Annotated in this window: 11 protein-coding genes; 7 read left to right on the top strand and 4 right to left on the bottom strand. The window is 71.9% G+C overall.

Annotated features, from left to right (window positions below):
• Positions 1–57: 57 nt before the first annotated feature.
• From ACZ4TG_RS11070 to ACZ4TG_RS11055, 4 genes are all read left to right on the top strand, one after another.
• The gene (locus ACZ4TG_RS11070) at positions 58–1,464 is read left to right on the top strand and encodes an ABC transporter substrate-binding protein (protein ID WP_468161544.1); all 1,407 of its coding nucleotides are present in this window, start codon (positions 58–60) and stop codon (positions 1,462–1,464) included.
• A 4-nt stretch (positions 1,465–1,468) separates the two neighbouring features.
• Positions 1,469–2,833 carry a carbohydrate ABC transporter permease gene (locus tag ACZ4TG_RS11065; protein ID WP_468161542.1) on the top strand — a complete coding sequence of 455 codons (1,365 nt, stop codon included), beginning with the start codon at positions 1,469–1,471 and terminating at the stop codon, positions 2,831–2,833.
• On the top strand, positions 2,830–3,684 hold the full coding sequence (locus ACZ4TG_RS11060) for a carbohydrate ABC transporter permease (protein WP_468161540.1): 855 nt from the start codon (positions 2,830–2,832) through the stop codon (positions 3,682–3,684). The genes ACZ4TG_RS11065 and ACZ4TG_RS11060 overlap by 4 nt, the downstream gene beginning before the upstream one ends.
• A gap of 128 nt (positions 3,685–3,812) precedes the next feature.
• Entirely contained in the window at positions 3,813–6,074 is a 2,262-nt protein-coding gene (locus ACZ4TG_RS11055; protein WP_468161538.1) for a bifunctional glycosyltransferase/CDP-glycerol:glycerophosphate glycerophosphotransferase, read from the top strand.
• 31 nt (positions 6,075–6,105) lie between these two features.
• Here ACZ4TG_RS11055 and ACZ4TG_RS11050 read toward each other — a convergent pair whose 3' ends face one another.
• Positions 6,106–6,741 carry a TetR/AcrR family transcriptional regulator gene (locus ACZ4TG_RS11050; protein WP_468161536.1) on the bottom strand — a complete coding sequence of 212 codons (636 nt, stop codon included), beginning with the start codon at positions 6,739–6,741 and terminating at the stop codon, positions 6,106–6,108.
• Between the two features lie 159 nt (positions 6,742–6,900).
• On the opposite strand from ACZ4TG_RS11050, the gene ACZ4TG_RS11045 reads away from it, so the two are divergent.
• Together ACZ4TG_RS11045 and ACZ4TG_RS11040 are read left to right on the top strand one after the other, a co-directional pair.
• Entirely contained in the window at positions 6,901–7,797 is an 897-nt protein-coding gene (locus tag ACZ4TG_RS11045) for an ABC transporter permease (protein ID WP_468161534.1), read from the top strand.
• Positions 7,790–8,605, top strand: a complete 816-nt coding sequence (locus ACZ4TG_RS11040) for an ABC transporter ATP-binding protein (protein WP_468161532.1) — start codon at positions 7,790–7,792, stop codon at positions 8,603–8,605. Before ACZ4TG_RS11045 ends, ACZ4TG_RS11040 begins: the two co-directional genes overlap by 8 nt.
• A 104-nt stretch (positions 8,606–8,709) precedes the next feature.
• Here the strand turns inward: ACZ4TG_RS11040 and ACZ4TG_RS11035 are convergent, their stop codons facing one another.
• The 3 genes from ACZ4TG_RS11035 to ACZ4TG_RS11025 form a co-directional block, all read right to left on the bottom strand.
• Positions 8,710–13,677 carry an NAD-glutamate dehydrogenase gene (locus ACZ4TG_RS11035; RefSeq protein WP_468161530.1) on the bottom strand — a complete coding sequence of 1,656 codons (4,968 nt, stop codon included), beginning with the start codon at positions 13,675–13,677 and terminating at the stop codon, positions 8,710–8,712.
• Positions 13,678–14,053: 376 nt separating this feature from the next.
• Positions 14,054–14,740 (bottom strand): HAD family hydrolase, encoded by a 687-nt coding sequence (locus tag ACZ4TG_RS11030; RefSeq protein ID WP_468162096.1) that lies wholly within the window; start codon positions 14,738–14,740, stop codon positions 14,054–14,056.
• Between the two features lie 5 nt (positions 14,741–14,745).
• Positions 14,746–15,246, bottom strand: coding sequence for a DUF6912 family protein (locus tag ACZ4TG_RS11025; RefSeq protein WP_468161528.1), 501 nt, complete (start codon positions 15,244–15,246; stop codon positions 14,746–14,748).
• 394 nt (positions 15,247–15,640) lie between these two features.
• Between ACZ4TG_RS11025 and ACZ4TG_RS11020 the strand changes: the two genes are divergently transcribed.
• Complete coding sequence (locus tag ACZ4TG_RS11020; RefSeq protein ID WP_468161526.1) at positions 15,641–16,036, top strand: Rv3235 family protein; 396 nt, start codon at positions 15,641–15,643, stop codon at positions 16,034–16,036.
• Positions 16,037–16,046 lie beyond the last annotated feature (10 nt).

The raw sequence follows: 16,046 nt of genomic DNA, 5'->3' as shown, positions 1-16,046 counted from the left end.
TAGACCTTGTGGCACGGGACACACCACCAAGGCCGGACAGGCATCGGGGGCAGAGCCATGCGCAGTCAGCAGGGAACCAGCCGCACCAAGAGCCGCAGGAACCAGCTCAGAAGCCGTACGAGGAACCGTGCCTGGGCCGCGCTGATCGCGGCGGGCGCGCTCGCGCTCACCGGGTGCGGCGGCGACGGCGACGGCAAGAAGGGGGATCCGGCGCCCTCCGGCGAGAGCCAGTCCGCCCCCCGGGTCGAACTGCCGCAGCTGCCCGGCGAGAAGCTGGAGGTCGCCGCGGTGTGGACCGGCCCGGAACAGGCCAACTTCTCGAAGGTGCTCAAGGAGTTCGAGAAGCGGACCGGCGCCACCGTCACCTTCGTTCCGGCGCAGGACCCGATCGTCACCTTCCTCGGTACGAAGATCGCGGGCGGCGCCCCGCCGGACGTGGCGCTGCTCCCGCAGGTCGGGGCGCTGGTCTCGGCGGTGCAGAACAAGTGGGCGCAGCCGGTGGGGCCGGAGGCGCAGGCCCAGCTGGACAAGAACTACTCGGCCGGCTGGAAGACGCTGGGCGCGGTCGGGGGCACCCAGTACGGCGTCTACTACAAGGCGGCCAACAAGTCGCTGATCTGGTACAACGCGAAGGCCTTCGAGGCGGCGGGCGTGCAGCCCCCGAAGACGTGGAAGGACCTGCTGACGGCGGCCGACACCCTGTCCGCGTCCGGTACCCCGGCGGTCTCGGTGGCGGGTGCGGACGGCTGGACCCTGACGGACTGGTTCGAGAACGTCTACCTCTCCCAGGCGGGCCCGGAGAAGTACGACAAGCTGGCGAAGCACCAGATCAAGTGGACGGACGACAGCGTCAAGCAGGCGCTGACCACCCTCGGGGAGCTGTTCGGCCGCAAGGACTTCCTGGCGGGCGGGCCGAACGGGGCCCTGTCCACGGAGTTCCCGAAGTCGGTGACGCAGACCTTCACCGGCGGCGACCGGCCGGCGGCCGCGATGGTCTTCGAGGGGGACTTCGTGGCCGTGAACATCGCGCAGACCGACGCGAAGGTGGGCAAGGACGCGCTGGTGTTCCCCTTCCCGGCGGTCGGCGACAAGGCGCCGGTGGTCTCGGGCGGTGACGTGGCGGTCGCGCTGAAGCCCTCGAAGGGAGCGCAGGCCCTGCTGACCTTCCTGGCGTCGGCGGACGCGGCGGAGATCCAGGCCCGCGAGGGCGGTTTCGTCTCCCCGAACAAGTCGGTGAACCCGGCCTCCTATCCGAACGACATCCAGCGCGACATCGCGAAGGCGCTGATCGCGGCGGGCGACGACTTCCGCTTCGACATGTCGGACCAGGCTCCGGCGGCCTTCGGCGGGACTCCGGGCGCCGGTGAGTGGAAGCAGCTCCAGGACTTCCTGGCGAACCCGGCGGACGTGGCGGGTGCCCAGGCGAAACTGGAGGCCGACGCGGCCAAGGCCTACGGGAACTGATCCCGTGGCCACCCAAGCCAGGGCGACCGCCGGCAAAGCGGCCGAGGCCGGTGCCCCGGGCCGGCCCGCGCCCGGGCGCTCGGCGGAGGCGCGGCGGCGCCGGCTGGTCGCGGCCGCGTTCCTGCTCCCGGCCCTGCTGCTGCTCGGCGCGCTCGTCGTGCACCCGATCGGCTACTCGGTGTACCGCAGCTTCTTCGACCGCACCGGCGACACCTTCGTGGGCGGCGGCAACTACCGGGAGATCCTGCACGACCAGACCATCCGTACCGCGCTGCGGAACACGGCCCTGTGGGTGGTGCTGGCCCCGACCACGGCCACCGCGCTGGGCCTGATCTTCGCCGTGCTCACCGAGCGGGTCCGCTGGGGAACGGCGTTCAAGCTGCTCGTCTTCATGCCGATGGCGATCTCGATGCTGGCGGCGGGCATCATCTTCCGGCTCGTCTACGACCACGACCCCGACCGGGGCGTGGCCAACGCGGTCTGGGTGGGGGTGCACGACACCTTCGCCCAGTCCTCGGCGTTCCCCAAGGCCCGCCCGGGCCGGGACTCCCCGCTGGTCCCGGCCGAGGGGGGCGCGTACGTGACGCGTGATCCCGTACGGGCGGGCGTGCCGGCGCTGCTCCCGCTGGTCGGCGTGGCTCCGGAGGCCCTGCCCGAGGGCACCCGTACGGCGAAGCCCGCCGCGGCCGAGCCCGGGAAGGTCACCGGCACCGCCTGGCAGGACTTCACGCGCGGCGGAGGCGGCCGGACCAACGCGGTCGACCCGACGGAGTCGGCCTTCGCCGGGATGCGGATCGAGGCGGTCAAGGACGGCAAGGTGGTCGACTCGGCGTCGGCCCGGGCCGACGGCACGTTCACCCTGTCCGCGAGGGCCGACGGGGCGCTGCTGCGGCTGCCCGCGTCGAACTTCCGGGAGGCGTACGCGGGGGTGCAGTGGCTGGGTCCGGCGCTGGTGACCCCGGCGATCATCGGGGCGTACGTGTGGATGTGGGCCGGGTTCGCGATGGTGCTGATCGGGGCCGGGCTGGCGGCCGTACCGCGGGAGCTGCTGGAGGCCGCGCGGGTGGACGGTGCGAACGAGTGGCAGGTGTTCCGCCGGATCACCGTCCCGCTGCTGGCGCCGGTGCTGGCGGTGGTGCTCGTGACGCTGGTCATCAACGTGATGAAGATCTTCGACCTGGTGTTCGTGATCGCGCCGGGCGCGGTCCAGGACGACGCGAACGTGCTCGCGTTCCAGCTGTACCGCACCTCGTTCGGCACGAACGCCGACCCTGGGCTGGGCAGTGCCATCGCGGTGCTGCTGCTGGTGCTGGTGGTGCCGGTGATGCTCTACAACATCCGCCGGATGCGCCGGGAGGCCCGCCGATGAGCGCACGGTCCATCTCCACCGCCGCCTCCCGCGTGGCGGGCGGGGCGCTGCGGGTCTTCCTGGTCCTGGCGGGCCTGTTCTGGCTGATGCCGACGGTGGGGCTGCTGATCTCCTCGTTCCTCTCCCCGACCGACCTCAACAGGGGCGGCTGGTGGAAGGCGCTGACCGCGCCGTCCCGGCTGACGGCGGACAACTACGAGCGGCTGCTGGCCAACGACACGATCACCGGCTCGCTGCTCAGCACCGTGGCGATCGCCGTCCCGGCGACGCTCCTCGTGCTCGTGCTGGGCGCGTTCGCCGGGTACGCCTTCGCCTGGCTGGAGTTCCCGGGCCGGGACTGGCTGTTCCTCGTGGTCGTCGGGCTGTTGGTGGTCCCCGTCCAGGTGGCCCTGATCCCGGTGTCCGAACTCTTCGGGTCCATCGGCCTGTTCGAGACCACGGCGGGGGTGGTGCTCTTCCACACCGCCTTCGGGCTGCCGTTCGCGGTGTTCCTGCTGCGGAACTTCTTCGCGGAGATCCCGCGCGAGCTGCTGGAGGCGGCCCGCCTCGACGGGGCGGGCGAACTGCGGCTGTTCGCCCGGGTGGTGCTGCCGCTCGGCGGTCCGGCGATCGCCTCGCTCGGCATCTTCCAGTTCCTGTGGGTGTGGAACGACATGCTGGTCGCGCTCGTCTTCGCGGATTCGGCGCATCCGCCGATCACGGTGGCGCTCCAGCAGCAGGTACGGCAGTTCGGGAACAACATCGACGTACTGGCGCCCGGCGCCTTCCTGTCGATGCTGGTGCCGCTCGTGGTCTTCTTCGCCTTCCAACGGCAGTTCGTCTCGGGGGTGATGGCCGGAGCGATCAAGTGATCCGCCGCTGATCACGGGGTTGACGTGCGGTGTTGACACCGGGTAACCCGAATGCCACACCGCGCGTAACCCGATCACCACACGGGGGGTTCCTGGGCAATATGCCCGCGCCGACCCCTGGATGTGCCGTGCCCCGGTTCAGCGTCATCGTGCCCGCGTACAAGGTTCAGGCGTACCTCCAGGAGAGCCTGGACTCGGTCCTGTCCCAGTCGTACCCGGATCTGGAACTGATCGCGGTCGACGATGCCTCCCCCGACGCCTGCGGTTCGATCATCGACGAGTACGCGGCCCGGGACCCGCGGGTCACCGCCGTGCACCTGGCGCACAACCTGGGCCTGGGCCCGGCCCGCAACGCGGGCCTGGCCCGGGCCACCGGCGACTACCTGGTCTTCCTCGACGGCGACGACACCCTGGCCCCCGGCGCCCTCCAGGCCATCACCGACCGCCTCAAGGCCACCGGCTCCCCCGACGTCCTGGTCTACGACTACGCGCGCACCTTCTGGACCGGCGAGACCACCCGCAACCGCCTCTCCCACCGCCTCTCCGAGGAGGGCCCGGCCAGCTTCCGGCTCACCGACCGCCCGGCGCTGCTCGGCATGCTGATGGTGGTCTGGAACAAGACGTACCGCCGCGAGTACGTGGAGCGCGAGGGCCTCGCCTTCCCGCCCGGCTTCTACGAGGACACCCCCTGGACCTACCCGGCGCTGCTGGCGGCGGAGTCCGTGGCCGTCCTCGACCGGGTCTGCGTGCACTACCGCCAGCGCCGCACGGGCTCGATCCTGACCACCTCCAGCCGCCGCCACCTCGACATCTTCGACCAGTACGACCGGGTCTTCGGCTTCCTCGCCGGCCGTCCCGAGCTGGAGCGCTGGCGCCCGGCGGTGCACCGGCGGATGGCGGAGCACTTCTGCGCCCTGTACGCGGACCCGCGCCGCCTGCCGCGCGCGAGCCGGGCCGAGTTCTTCGGCCGGGCCTCGGCCCTGCTGCGCCGCTACCGCGCCCGGGGCCCGCAGGCCCTGCCGCTCTCCCTGTCCCGGACCGACCAGCTGCGGCACACCCTGATGCGGCTGGGCGCGCGCCGCGCGTACGGCCTGCTGTCGGTGCTGCGCTCGGGCGCCCTGGCCCTGGGGCGCGGGGGCGCCTCGGCGGGCCGGGGCCTGCGCGAGGCGGCCCTGCGGCTGCACTACCGGATCCAGCGGACGCTGCCGCTACGGCCGGAACTGGCCGTGTTCTCCGCCTACTGGCACGGCGGGTACGCCTGCAACCCGGCGGCCATCGAGGCCAAGCTGCGCGAACTCGCGCCCCGGATGCGCACCGCCTGGATCTGCGACCCGCGCCACGCGCCGACCCTGCCGCCGCAGACCACCGCGCTGCGCCCGGGCTCGGCGGCGTACTGGACGGCCCTCGCCCGCGCCACGTACCTCACCACGAACGTCAACTTCGACCGCGCCCTGGTCAAGCGCCCCGGCCAGATCCTGGTCCAGACCCAGCACGGCACACCGCTCAAGCGGGTCGGCCTGGACCTCCAGGACCGCCCGGCGGCCACCCCGACGACGGACTTCGCGGGCCTGCTGCGGGGCGCGGACCAGTGGGACTACCTGCTCTCCTCGAACCGCCACTCGACGCTGGTGTGGGAGCGGGCCGTGCCGTCCTCGTACACGACGCTGGAGTACGGCTACCCGCGCAACGACGTCTTCCACGGGACCACGCAGGCGCAGGTGCTGGAGCTGCGCGAGCGCCTGGGCATCCCGCCGGGCTCGACGGCGATCCTCTACGCGCCCACGCACCGCGACTACCGGCGCAGCCGGCCCGAACACCTGGACTTCGAGCGGGTCCTGCGCGACCTGGGCCCGCGCTTCACGCTGCTGGCCCGCACCCACCTGACGTACGCGGGGACCTTCTCCCCGGACCCCCATCCGCGGCTGATCGACGTCTCGGCGCACCCGTCGGTGGAGGAACTCTGTCTGGCCTCGGACGCGTTGGTGACGGACTACTCGTCGCTGATGTTCGACTACGCGGCGCTGGACCGGCCGATCGTGATCCACGCGGACGACTGGGAGGCGTACGAGGCCGCCCGCGGGACGTACTTCGACCTGCGGGCGTGCCCGCCGGGCGCGATCGCCCGCACCGAGGACGAGCTGGTGGACATCTTCGCCACCGGCCACTGGCAGGGCTCGCGTTCGGCGCAGCTGCGCGCGGCGTTCCGCGCGCGCTTCTGCTCGTACGACGACGGCCACGCGGCCGAGCGCGTCGTACGCCGCGTCTTCATGGGCCAGTCCGCCCCGGTCCCCGCGATCACCCCGCTGCCGGACCGCCGCCCCACCCCCGCGGCCCCGGCCCCCGCCCCGGAACCCACGCTGGCCCACCTCACGTCGGGCCTCTGGCCGTAGGGGCCGTAGGAGCCGTAGGGGCCGTCCCCGCCTAGGCCTGCGGGCCGGACTGGAGGCCCGCGACCACCGAGCGGGCGAGCTCGTCCAGGTACGGCCCCGGCACGGGCTCGCGCACCACCACCTGCCGCCAGTACAGGGGCCCGATCGCCAGGTCCAGCGCCCGGGACGGGTCCACCCCGCGCGGCAGCTCGCCGCGCGACACCGCGTCGGAGATGATCCCCTGCGCCATGCGCCGCTCCCCGTCCAGCAGCGCACCGCGCACCGCGTCCGCGATCTCCGGGTTCCGGGCGGCCTCCACCAGCAGGTCCGGGATCACCGCCGAGGCGACGGGGTGCCGCAGCACGTGCGACATGACCTCCAGCAGCGCCCGTACGTCCCCGTACAGCGATCCCGTCGCCGGCACCGGCAGGCCGTCCGCCGCGAAGGCGCCGACGAGGTCCAGCACCAGGTGGAGCTTGGACTTCCAGCGCCGGTACACGGCCGTCTTCCCGACCCCGGCGCGCCGCGCGATGCCCTCGATCGACATCCGGGCGAAGCCGACCGCGGCCAGCTCCTCGACCACCGCGGCCCGGATCGCCTCGGTCACGTCCTCCCGCAGGACGGCGGCCCCGGCGGGGGCGCGGCGGGCGGGGGCGGCGGAGGGGGCGGGGGCAGGCTCGTTGGTCATGCACAGAGCATAGCCGCGCACGCCGGCACCCTCCCGTCACGACGATACGGTTGCGTTCCGACGCACCACGCCCTAACCTCGCCGTAGCGACGATACGGAACCGTCCCGACGCACAGCCGACGCACAGCCGACGCCCGCCCCCGTCGAAAGCGACCTCCCGTGACCACCGTGACCGTGACCAGCCCGCCCCCCTCGGCGGCGGAACTGGCGGCCGCCCACGGCCTGACCGTCAGCGGCGCCCGCCCCTCCCTCCCCCGCTACATCGCCCAGCTCTGGGGCCGCCGCCACTTCGTGACGGCGTACGCCACCGCCCGCATGCATGCCACGTACAGCACCGCCAGACTCGGCCAGGTCTGGCACCTGGTGACCCCGCTGCTCAACGCGGCCGTCTACTACTTCATCTTCGGCATCGTCATGCGGGCCAGCCACGACGTGCCCGACTACGTGCCGTTCCTGATCACCGGCGTGTTCGTCTGGGACTTCATCGGCAGCTCGATCAACGCCGGCACCCGCTCCGTCCACAGCAACCTGGGCCTGGTGCGCGCCCTGCACTTCCCCCGCGCGAGCCTGCCCATCTCCACCGTCGTCCAGCTCTTCCAGCAGCTGCTCGTCACCATGGGCGCCCTGGTCGTCCTGCTGCTCGCCTTCGGCCAGACCCCGGGCCCGTCCTGGCTCCTGGCCCTGCCCGCCCTCGCCCTGACGGCCGTCTTCTGCGCCGGCTGCGCCATGGTCATGGCCCGCATCGGCTCCAAGAGCCCGGACGTCAGCCAGCTGATGCCGTTCGTGCTGCGCACCTGGATGTACTCCTCCGGCGTGATGTGGTCCATCGACTCGATCCTGAAGACGGACCACCTCCCGCACTGGGTCACGATGGCCCTCAAGCTCAACCCGGCGGCCGTCTACATCGACCTGATGCGGTTCGCGCTGATCGACAGCTTCAAGGCGGGATCGCTCCCCCACCACGTGTGGCCGATCGCCGCCGGCTGGGCCCTGCTCGCCGGCGTCGGCGGTTTCATCTACTTCTGGAAGGCTGAGGAGGAGTACGGCCGTGGCTGACACCGCAACCCTGCCCCGCACCGCCCCCACCACCGGGCACGCCCCCGGGACCCGCGTCCCGACCGTCATCGCGGACGAGGTCCACGTCGTCTACAAGGTCCACGGCTCCGGCGCCCGCAAGGGCGGCGCCACCGCGGCCCTCAGCCGGATCTTCTCCCGCCGGCCCGCCCCCGGCATCCGTGAGGTGCACGCCGTCAAGGGCGTCAGCTTCACCGCGTACAAGGGCGAGGCCATCGGCCTCATCGGCTCCAACGGCTCCGGCAAATCCACCCTGCTCGCGGCCATCGCCGGCCTCCAGCCGGTGGCCCGCGGCACGATCTACTCGCACGGGCAGCCGTCCCTGCTCGGGGTGAACGCCGCCCTGATGAACGACCTGACCGGCGAGCGCAACGTGGTCCTCGGCGGCCTCGCGATGGGCATGTCCAGGCAGCAGATCCGCGAGCGCTACCAGGACATCGTCGACTTCTCCGGGATCAACGAGAAGGGCGACTTCATCTCCCTGCCCATGCGGACGTACTCCTCCGGCATGGGCGCCCGGCTGCGGTTCTCCATCGCCGCCGCCAAGGACCACGACGTGCTGATGATCGACGAGGCCCTGGCCACCGGCGACGCCGCCTTCCAGCGCCGCAGCCAGGCCCGGATCGAGGAGCTGCGCGAGCGCGCCGGCACCGTCTTCCTCGTCAGCCACGGCATCGGCACGGTCCGCCAGACCTGCGACCGGGCGATCTGGCTGGAGTCGGGGGTGCTCCGCATGGACGGCCCCTCCGCCGAGGTCTGCGACGCGTACGAGGCCTTCACGAAGCGGTAGACCCGGCCGCGCCCGGGGCACGGGCACGAACGGGGCGGCCCCCGGGACCGGATGGTCCCGGGGGCCGCCCCGTTCACGCACCCCGCGTCAGCGGAGCGCGCGCACTACGCGTGTGCGCGCAGCAGCGAGCGCATCGTCCGCATCGCCACGGACAGGTTCGCCAGGTCGAAGTCGTCCGACCCCTGGATCTCCTCCAGGGTCGTCCGCGCGCGCCCGATGATCGCCGCGTTCTTCTCCTCCCACGCCTTGAAGCGCTCCTCGGGAGTCGAGTCGCCGTTGCCCACCGACAGCACGTCGGCGGTCAGGGCCGCGTGCGCCGCGAACAGGTCCTCGCGGATGGAGGCGCGGGCCATGGACTGCCAGCGGTCGGACCGCGGCAGCTCGATGATCCGGTCCATCAGCTGGGTGATGTTCAGCCGGTCCGCGAGGTCGTAGTAGACCTCCGCGACGTCCAGCGGGTCGACGGACGTCCGGTCCGCGATCGCGACGATGTCGAGCGTCGGGAAGGCGGACGAGAAGCCGGCCACCTTGGCCGCCAGCTCCTCCGGCACGCCCTCGCCGATCAGCTCGTCCATGATCGACTGGTACCACTCCAGGTCGGCGCCGCGCACCAGCTTGGGCAGCTGGGCCCAGACGTCGGTCACCCGCTCGGAGAAGAGCTCGATCGTCTCGGTGATCTGCAGCGGCTGCGGCCGGTTGTTCAGCAGCCAGCGGGTGCCGCGCTCCACCAGGCGCCGCGAGTGCAGCCGCACCCGGGTCTGGACGTCGGCCGCGACCTCGTTGTCCAGAGCCTCGACCGCGTCCCACACCTCGGCCAGGCCGAAGATCTCGCGGGCCGCGAGCTGGGCCCTGACGATCTCCTCCGTGGACGCGCCGGTCTCCTCCCGCAGGCGGTGCAGGAAGGTCGAACCGCCCGTGTTCACGGTGTCGTTGACCAGCAGGGTGGTGACGATCTCGCGGCGCAGCGCGTGCCCGTCGATCTGCTCGGGGAACTTCGCCCGCAGGGCGCCCGGGAAGTAGGCGTGCAGCAGACGGCGCAGGTACGGGTCGTCCGGGAGCCCGGTGGCGATCAGCTCGTCCGACACCGTGATCTTGGTGTAGGCGAACAGGACGGCCAGCTCCGGCTGGGTCAGGCCCTTGCCGTTGCCGAGGAGCTCGCGGATCTGCCGGTCGGTGGGCAGGAACTCCAGCTCGCGGTTGAGCAGCCCCTCGCGCTCCAGGCGGCGCATGAAGCGCTGCTGGGCGTGGAGCAGGCTCGGGGCCTGGGCGGCGCCGTTGGCCAGGGCGGTGTTCTGCGCGTAGTTGTTGCGCAGCACCAGCTTGCCGACCTCGTCGGTCATCTCGGCGAGCAGCTTGTTGCGCTGCTTGACGGTCATGTCCCCGTCGGTGACGACCGAGTTCAGCAGGATCTTGATGTTCACCTCGTGGTCGGAGGTGTCCACGCCGGCGCTGTTGTCGATGGCGTCGGTGTTGATCTTGCCGCCCTCGCCGCCGGCGCCGGTGCGGGCGAACTCGATGCGGCCGAGCTGGGTCAGACCCAGGTTGCCGCCCTCGCCGATCACCTTCGCGCGGACGTCCGAGCCGTTGACGCGGATGGCGTCGTTGGCCTTGTCGCCGACGTCGGCGTGCGTCTCGGCGGTCGCCTTGACGTACGTACCGATGCCGCCGTTCCACAGCAGGTCCACGGGGGCCTGGAGGATGGCCTGCATCAGCTCGGCCGGGGTCATCTTGGAGACGCCCGCCTCGATCCCGAGCGCCGCGCGGACCTGCGCGTTGACCGGGATGGCCTTGGCGGTACGCGGGTGGATGCCGCCGCCCTGCGAGAGCAGCTCGCTGTTGTAGTCGGCCCACGAGGAACGCGGCAGGTCGAACAGGCGCCGGCGCTCGGCGTACGAGGTGGCCGCGTCCGGGTCCGGGTCGATGAAGATGTGGCGGTGGTCGAAGGCGGCGACCAGGCGGATGTGCTCGGAGAGCAGCATGCCGTTGCCGAAGACGTCACCGGACATGTCGCCGACGCCGACGACGGTGAAGTCCTGGGTCTGGGTGTCGTGCCCGAGCTCGCGGAAGTGCCGCTTGACGGACTCCCAGGCGCCGCGGGCGGTGATGCCCATGCCCTTGTGGTCGTAGCCGGCCGAGCCGCCCGAGGCGAAGGCGTCGCCCAGCCAGAAGCCGTAGGACTCCGCGACACCGTTGGCGATGTCGGAGAAGGTCGCGGTGCCCTTGTCGGCGGCGACGACGAGGTAGGTGTCGTCCTCGTCGTGGCGGACCACGCCCCTGGGCGGCACGACCTCGCCGCCGACCATGTTGTCGGTGATGTCGAGCAGCGCCGAGATGAAGATCTTGTACGAGGCGATGCCCTCGGCGAGCCACGCGTCACGGTCCACCGACGGGTCGGGCAGGTTCTTGGCGACGAAGCCGCCCTTGGCGCCGACCGGCACGATGACGGTGTTCTTGACCATCTGCGCCTTGACCAGGCCGAGGATCTCCGTACGGAAGTCCTCGCGGCGGTCGGACCAGCGCAGGCCGCCTCGGGCGACCTTGCCGAAGCGCAGGTGGACGCCCTCGACGCGCGGGGAGTACACCCAGATCTCGAAGGCCGGGCGGGGCGCCGGCAGGTCCGGGATGGCCTGCGGGTCGAACTTCATCGACACGTACGCGTGCTGCTCGCCCGCGTCGCTCAGCTGGAAGAAGTTGGTGCGCAGGGTCGCCTTGATGAGGGTGAGGAAGGCACGCAGGATGCGGTCCTCGTCCAGCGAGGCGACCTGGTCCAGGGCCCCGTCCAGCTCCTCCAGCATCGCGTCGACGAGCTCGCTGCCGGCGGCCTGACGGCCGGGCGACATCCGGGCCTCGAACAGCGAGACCAGCAGCCGGGTGGTGTGGACGTTGTTGCGGAGGGTGTCCTCCATGTAGTCCTGGCTGAAGGTGGAGCCGGCCTGGCGCAGGTACTTCGCGTAGGCGCGCAGCACCACGGCCTGCCGCCAGGTGAGCCCGGCGCTCAGCACCAGGGTGTTGAAGTTGTCGTTCTCCGCGTCGCCCTGCCAGACCGCCGCGAAGGCCTCCTGGAAGCGCTCGCGGGCGTCGTCGCCCAGGTAGCTGTCGCCGCCGCCGGCGGAGACGGGCATCCGCAGGCCGAAGTCGTAGATCCAGGCGTTCGTACGGTCGCTGCAGCGCAGCTCGTACGGGCGCTCGTCGGTGACCTCGACGCCGAGGCGCTGGAGGACCGGCAGCACGGCGGACAGGGAGACCTGCTCGCCCTGACGGTAGATCTTGAAGCGGCGCTCGCCGGGACCCGCGCCGACCGGCTCGTACAGGGAGAGGTCGAAGTCGCTGTCGCTGGCGGACAGCCGCTCCAGCCGGACCAGGTCGGCGACGGCGGAGCGCGGCGAGTGGTCGGCCTTGTAGCCCTCGGGGAAGGAGGACCCGTAGCGGCGCAGCAGTTCGGCGGCGCGCTCCTCACCGGTCTCCGCGATGAGCGCCTCGCCGAAGCCGTCGGCCCAGGAGCGGGCGGCCTCGACCAGCCGGCCCTCGATGCGCTCGACGTCGGAGTCGGTCAGGACCGGCAGTTCCTTGCCCTGCGGGACGCGGACGACGAAGTGGATGCGGGAGAGGATCGACTCGGTGTTCCAGGCGGTGAAGTCGACGCTGATGCCGTCGAGCTCCTCCTTGAGGATGTCCATCAGGCGCAGCCGGACACCGGTGGTGAAGCGGTCGCGCGGCAGGTAGACCAGCGCGGAGTAGTAGCGCCCGTACTCGTCCTGGCGCAGGTACAGCCGCAGCCGGCGCCGCTCCTGGAGGTACAGGACGGAGGTGACGATCTCGCGGAGCTTGTCGACCGGGGTCTGGAACAGCTCGTCGCGCGGGTAGGTCTCCAGGATCTGCAGCAGGTCGCGGCCGTCGTGGCTGGACGGCGCGAAGCCGGCGCCTTCGAGGACCTCGGAGACCTTGCGGCGGATGACCGGGACGCGGCGCACGGACTCGGTGTACGCGGCGGAGGAGAACAGGCCGAGGAAGCGGCGCTCGCCGACGACGTTGCCGTCGGCGTCGAACTTCTTGACGCCCACGTAGTCGAGGTACGAGGGGCGGTGCACGGTGGAGCGGCTGTTGGCCTTGGTCAGCACCAGCAGGCGGTGCTCGCGCGCCTTGGCGCGGGCGTCGGCGGGCAGCCGGTTGAAGGACGGCGAGACCGGGTGGCCGTCGTCCTTGCCGCTGTGGTGCGGGTCGGAGCGCAGGATGCCGAGGCCGGTGCCGGGGACGGCGGAGAGCGCGTCGCCGTCGACGAGGTTGTACTCGCGGTAGCCGAGGAAGGTGAAGTGGTCGTCGGCGAGCCAGCGCAGCAGCTCACGGGCCTCTTCGAGCTCGTACTCGCGCAGGTCGGGCGCGGTGTGCTCGTTCGGCAGCTCTTCCGCGATGCGCAGCGCGGCGTCGCGCATCTTCTCCCAGTCCTCGACGGACTCGCGGACGTCGGACAGGACGCGCTGCAGATCGGCGGTGATCTGCTTGAGGTCCGCGCGGTCGGTCTCGCGGTCGATCTCGACGTGGATCCAGGACTCGACGAGGGAGTCGTGGGGGCGCGCGGTCCTGGGTCCGTGCGCGTCGCAGTCGGGGCCGAGGATCTCGATCAGCTTGCCGGTGATGTCACGGCGTACGACGACCTGCGGGTGGATCACGACGTGGATGCCGCGTCCCTGGCGGGACAGCTCGTTGGTGACGCTGTCGACGAGGAACGGCATGTCGTCGGTGACCACCTCGACGACCGAGTGGCTGGAGGTCCAGCCGTTCTCCTCGACCGTGGGGGTGTGTACGCGGACGTTCGCGGTGCCCTGGGGGCGCTTCTCCGCGAGCCGGTAGTGCGAGAGCGCCGCACCGAACACGTCGACCGGGTCCCGGTCGGCGAGGTCCTCCGGTGCGGTGTGCAGGTAGTAGCGCTGGAGGTAGGCGAGCGTCGTGCCCTGGTCGGGACGCCCCCCCGGCTCGGACCCAGTCGGAAGTAGCCCCCCGGCCGGGCTGTTCTCAGCTACCCGGGCCGCCCGTGAAAGCAGCTCGGCCTTTGCTTCGTCCAGCTTGGTCTGCATGTCCTCTGGCTCCTGTCGCGCGCCGTTGCGTGACGTAGGTGAAGGAAGGAATGACATAGCGCCGCGAGGCGGGGTGTCCGTTCGGGATCGACGCTACGTCGTCGAGAGAGGCCGCACGGGAACCGGCCATGATCGGCATGAGGTCCCGGCAGCGGAAATCAGCGAAGGCCCGGGCACGGTCGTGCGCCGGGCGCGTGCCGGGGGCTTCAGTGCCCCCGAGGACTATCGCGCTGATCACGGGTACCAGGCTATCCCCACCCACCCCGTGCTCGTCATGAGCTGTATGTGTACAAATCCGGGGGTGGAACTTTGACACTCTGGACAGCGACGCGCCCGGCCGTACGTGCACGTGCTGTCCGGCGCCCGCATCAAGTACCTATTCGGCCAGTTCCCGAGCTGTGGCTACGGCCTCGGCCAGGGTGTCGACCACGGGCACACCGGCCGATTCCAGACTGCGGCGGCTGTGCGAGCCGCCCGTGTACAGAACGGCCCGGGCACCCACGTGGGCGGCCGCGAGGGCATCGTCCACGGCGTCTCCGATGAGTACCGTACGGGCTGCGGTCACCCCGGCCGCCTCCATGGCGGCCATATGGCGTACGAGGTGCCCGGCCTTGGTGGTGTGCGAGGGCCCGGTGCGCCCGTCGACGCGGAGGAAGTGCCCGTCGATGCCGTGCGTGCGCACGAGCGGGACCAGCTTCTCGTGGGGCGCCAGCGACAGCAGGGACTGCGTGGACCCGGCCACCTGCCAGCCGCGCAGCAGCTCCAGGGCGCCTTCGGCCAGCCCGGCGTCCTCGGCGGAGGCCCAGTAGTGCCGGTGGAAGGTCTCGTCCATGACGAGCCACTCCGCTTCGGTGGGCAGCCGGCCCATGAGCCGCTCGTAGAACTTCGGGACCGGTACGACGTACAGCTCGCGGTAGGTCTCCACGGTGATCGGGGCGAAGCCGAACTCCGCGAAGGAGGCGTTGGTCGCGGCGATGACGGCGTCGAGGTCGTGCAGCAGCGTCCCGTTCCAGTCCCACACGATGTGCGGGCCGACCGGTATCCCACCGGTCACTTCGACGATCGCGCTCACTTCAGCAGCCCCGGGATCTCCTGCACCCCGAACCACAGCAGTTCGTGGTCCTCGGCCCCGTCGACCAGGAACCGCGCGTCGTCGTCCCCGCCGTCGGCGGCCTCGACGGCTCCGGCGGCGGCGGCCACGTCCTCGTGCGCGTCATCGGCGTCCACGTGCACGGCGGCGGCCACGGAGAGCCGTACGGCGTTCGCGAGGGACACCTGCCCGAGCGTGGCCTCGTCGAGTCCGGGGGTGGCGGTGGCGGCCTTGTCGTCGACGTCGAGCGCCACGACGACGCGCCTGCGCGGGGCACCGGCATCGGCGGCGATCATCCGCAGGGAGGCGGCGGCGGCCCGGCTGAGGGCCGCGTACTCCAGCTCCTCGATGTCGTCGGACACGTACCACTCGCGCAGCCCGGGGGTGACCGCGAACGCGCGCAGCGGGGCGGGGCCCAGCTCGCCCGCCTTGTGCACCTCGGCGAGTCCGGGGAGGGTCAGGGGGACGTACACGCGCATGGCCGGCTGCTTTCGGTAGTCGGAAACGCCCCCAGGATACGACCGGCGGGCCGATTTCCCGATGCCTCCCGCAGGCTCCCGGCCGCAGCGGCGCCGACGACGTGGCACCCCGCGCACCCGCCCGGCGGAAGCAGCCGCACCCGCCCGACGGGAGCAGCCGCCCGTCCCCCTTCGGACGGCGGCCCCGCGGCCGGTTCCCGTCCACCGCGGCCCTCGTACGGGCCCCGCGCACCCCGGGGCGCGCGAGCCGCCCGCCCCGGATAGGTGAACGGCGGCCCGAAGGGGCGGGGAGCGGGAGGGCGTTGCGGTGCGTCCGCGGCGGAACGTAGAAGATCCCCAACCAAGTTACCGCCCGGTATGCGCGCCGGGCCCGGCCTCCTCGGGGACGACCGCCATGACCAGGACCAGGACCACCACCTCCCGCCCACCCGGCCGCCACGACCAGCGGCGCCCCGGCAGCCCCCGGACGGCCCGCGGCCCCCACGACTGGTTCGCCGAACGCCTCCTGGCGGTCCTCAGCGGCCAGCGGCCCGTCCACTCGCTGCTGGGCCTGACCATCGGGCCCGCGTACGAGCAGCTGGTCACCCTGGCCCCCACCGGCCCCCTCCTCGACCGCCGCCGGCCCGTGCTGCGCCACTGCGGCCGCTTCCACCCCGGCCCGGGCGTCATCGAAGCCTTCGCCCGCATCGCCACGGGAGACCGCGTCTCGGCGATGGCCTTCCGCCTCGAACAGGGCCCCGACCGCCGCTGGCGCTGCGCGGCGGTCGAGGTCCACGGCCCGCGCGCGTGAGCGCGCACCC

Source organism: Streptomyces sp. NPDC028314 (assembly GCF_055565795.1).
Note: the sequence above shows the minus strand (reverse complement) of the source record. Positions and strands in the feature narration are given on the sequence as shown.

What these genes read in the sequence shown, in the direction of transcription:
- ACZ4TG_RS11020 (WP_468161526.1), top strand. Translation starts at nt 15,641, where the DNA reads ATGACCAGGACCAGGACCACCACCTCCCGCCCACCCGGCCGCCACGAC.
- ACZ4TG_RS11060 (WP_468161540.1), top strand. Translation starts at nt 2,830, where the DNA reads ATGAGCGCACGGTCCATCTCCACCGCCGCCTCCCGCGTGGCGGGCGGG.
- ACZ4TG_RS11070 (WP_468161544.1), top strand. Translation starts at nt 58, where the DNA reads ATGCGCAGTCAGCAGGGAACCAGCCGCACCAAGAGCCGCAGGAACCAG.
- ACZ4TG_RS11050 (WP_468161536.1), bottom strand. Translation starts at nt 6,741, where the DNA reads ATGACCAACGAGCCTGCCCCCGCCCCCTCCGCCGCCCCCGCCCGCCGC.
- ACZ4TG_RS11035 (WP_468161530.1), bottom strand. Translation starts at nt 13,677, where the DNA reads ATGCAGACCAAGCTGGACGAAGCAAAGGCCGAGCTGCTTTCACGGGCG.
- ACZ4TG_RS11025 (WP_468161528.1), bottom strand. Translation starts at nt 15,246, where the DNA reads ATGCGCGTGTACGTCCCCCTGACCCTCCCCGGACTCGCCGAGGTGCAC.